We start from the raw sequence: 2,759 nt of genomic DNA, 5'->3' as shown, positions 1-2,759 counted from the left end.
GCCCCGGACGGCGCGCGGCGCGGTCCGCCCGGGCAAGCGGCCCGGCCCCGCCAACGGCACGAACGGCACCAACGGCAGGCCGGGCACCCGTCCCGGGGCCAGGCCGACCGGGACCGGGCGGCGTCCGGCGAACCCCCGGTTGCTGCGGCAGCGCCTGTTCGTCTTCGTGGTGGTGACGCTGCTGGTGGCGCTCGGTATCGCGGCCGCGCAGGGCTGCCAGGGACCGGCGCGCGGCCTCGGCGGGCCGCCCCCGCAGTCGTCGCCGGCCGGCCGGCCGGGGCACGCTCCCCCGGCCGACGCGTCACGGGGTGCCGGTCAGGCCTGACGCGGCCGGGTCGCGTAGAACGCGACGGCGGAGGCGGCTGCCACGTTGAGCGAGTCGACTCCGGCGTCCATCGGGATGCGGACGTGGTCGTCGACCGCGGCAAGCGTCTTCGGGGCGAGGCCCGCCCCTTCCGTACCGAAGACGAGGGCGAGCCGTTCGTCCCGGCGCGCGGCGAGCTCGTCCAGGGTGACCGCCCGTTCGCTGAGGCAGAGCGCGGCGACCGTGAAACCCGCCGCGTGCAGCACCCCGACGCCCTCGGGCCAGGACTCCAGACGGGTCCACGGCACCTGGAAGACGCCGCCCATGGAGACCTTCACCGCCCGCCGGTAGAAGGGGTCGGCGCAGCGCGGGGTGAGCAGGACGGTGTCGACGCCGAGGGCCGCCGCGTTGCGGAAGGCGGCCCCGATGTTGGCGTGGTCGACGATGTCCTCGAAGACGGCGACCCGGCGGGCACCGGCCAGCAGGCCGGCCGCGTCGGGCAGCGGTTCGCGCCGCATGGAGGCGAGGGCGCCGCGGTGGACGTGGTACCCGGTGACCCGCTCGGCGAGTTCGGGGGTGACCACGTACACCGGGGACTCGGCCGCCTCGATGACGTCGCCCATCACCTCGGTCCACTTGGGTGTGAGCAGCATGGAGCGCATCGCGTACCCGGCCTGCCCGGCGCGGCGGATCACCTTCTCGCCCTCGGCGATGAAGAGACCCTCCTCCGGTTCGCGCCTGCGGCGCAGTTCGACGTCGGTGAGGCCCGTGTAGTCGTGCAGGCGCGGGTCGTCGGGGTCCTCGACGGTGATGATCTCTGCCACAGGAGTGCTGCCTTGTCCGGGGTGGGGGCGACGGCCGGGGCCGCCGGTCTTACGCGGTGGGGGTCGCGTGGGCGTCGGGTCCGACGGCGACGACCTCACCGATGACGATGACGGCCGGCGGACGTACGTCCTCGGACACGGCCCGCTCGCCGACGGTGGCGAGGGTCGCGTCGACGCGTCGCTGCGCCGCGGTGGTGCCCTCCTGGACGAGGGCGACCGGGGTGGCGGGGTCCTTGCCGTGGGCGACGAGGGCCTTCGCGATGGCGCCGATCTTGTCGACGGCCATCAGGAGGACGAGGGTGCCGCGCAGTCGGGCCAGGGCCTCCCAGTCGACCAGCGAGCGGGGGTCCTCGGGGGCGACGTGCCCGCTGACGACGGTGAACTCGTGGGCGACGCCCCGGTGGGTGACGGGGATTCCGGCGGCACCGGGCACGGAGATGGAGCTGGAGATTCCGGGGACGACGGTGCAGGGGATGCCCTCGGCGGCGAGCGCCTGGGCCTCTTCCATGCCGCGGCCGAAGACGAACGGGTCGCCGCCCTTGAGCCGGACGACGGCCTTGCCCGCCTTCGCGTGTTCTATGAGCGCCCGGTTGATCGCCTCCTGGGCCATGAAGCGGCCGTAGGGGATCTTCGCGGCGTCGATGACCTCGACGTGCGGGGGCAGTTCGTCCAGGAGGTCGCGGGGGCCGAGCCGGTCGGCGATGACGACGTCGGCCGCGGCGAGCAGCCTGCGGCCCCGCACGGTGATCAGGTCGGGGTCGCCGGGGCCGCCGCCGACGAGCCAGACGCCCGGGGTGTGGGTGCGGTGGTGCGGGGCGGCGAGGGTGCCGTCGCGGAGTCCTTCGACGATGGCGTCGCGCACGGCGGCGGAGTGGCGGGGGTCGCGGCCCCGGGAGGTGGTGGTGAGCACGGCGACCGTGACGTTCTCGCTGCGGCCGGTGGCGGGGGTCCACGCGGTGGCCGCCTCCGCGTCGTCGCTGCGGACGCACCAGGTCCGGGTGCGCTCGGCCTCGGCGGAGGCGGCCGCGTTGGCCGCGGGGTCGCTGCTGGCGACGAGCGCGTACCAGGTGTCGGCGAGGTCGCCGTCCGTGTACCGGCGGCGTTCCCAGCGGATCTCACCGGCGTCGGCCATCGCCTCGACGGAGGGGGTGGCGGAGGGCGAGACGAGGGTGATGTCGGCCCCGGTCGCGATGAGCGCGGGAAGGCGGCGCTGTGCGACCTGGCCGCCGCCGACGACGACGACGCGGCGCCCGCTCAGGCGCAGTCCGACGGGGTACGCGGGGTGATCGACGTGCTCGGCCATGGCGGTGCTGGCTCCTCGGCAGGGAACGGTGCGTACGGCGCGGTACGGCGCCGCACGGGGAGTCCGTCCGGTCCGGCGTACGGGACGCGGCGGCGGTCGGGACTGCCGCTGCGGCTCTGGAGCGGCTGGTGACGTGCGCTGTGACGTGCGGGTTCAGCGGGTGGGGCGGGGACCACCTTACGGGGTGGGGCCGCCGGAGGGCAGGGCCCCCGGTGGCGGCCCCGGGTACGGGAGCGTGTTCCAGAAGGGGCGCGGTCCGCCCGGAGGGCGGGTCCGGCAGCGTCCGGTGCGTGCGACCGCGCGGTGGAGGGTCGCCCCGGTACTGGAT

The 2,759-nt window shown here is 75.7% G+C and carries 2 protein-coding genes and 1 pseudogene; 1 reads left to right on the top strand and 2 read right to left on the bottom strand.

What is annotated here, in order from left to right; translation table 11 throughout:
- A pseudogene (locus ACFWEP_RS33855) lies at positions 1-325 on the top strand (serine/threonine protein kinase); the annotation flags it as partial.
- Here ACFWEP_RS33855 and ACFWEP_RS33850 read toward each other — a convergent pair.
- Complete coding sequence (locus tag ACFWEP_RS33850; RefSeq protein WP_387376019.1) at positions 316-1,128, bottom strand: TrmH family RNA methyltransferase; 813 nt, start codon at positions 1,126-1,128, stop codon at positions 316-318. The pseudogene ACFWEP_RS33855 and the gene ACFWEP_RS33850 sit on opposite strands and share 10 nt — an antisense overlap.
- A 49-nt stretch (positions 1,129-1,177) precedes the next feature.
- A complete protein-coding gene (cobA, locus tag ACFWEP_RS33845) occupies positions 1,178-2,431 on the bottom strand; it encodes a uroporphyrinogen-III C-methyltransferase (protein WP_387376017.1) in 1,254 nt (417 codons plus the stop codon).
- Between the last annotated feature and the right edge of the window lie 328 nt (positions 2,432-2,759).

Origin of the sequence: Streptomyces sp. NPDC060198 (assembly GCF_042728415.1) — a bacterium.
Taxonomy (GTDB): Bacteria; Actinomycetota; Actinomycetes; order Streptomycetales; family Streptomycetaceae; genus Streptomyces.
The sequence above is the reverse complement of the archived record's forward strand: the minus strand, read 5'-3'. Positions and strand labels throughout refer to the sequence as shown.

Excerpts from the sequence above, each read along its gene's own strand:
- cobA (WP_387376017.1), bottom strand. The coding sequence starts at position 2,431 with ATGGCCGAGCACGTCGATCACCCCGCGTACCCCGTCGGACTGCGCCTG.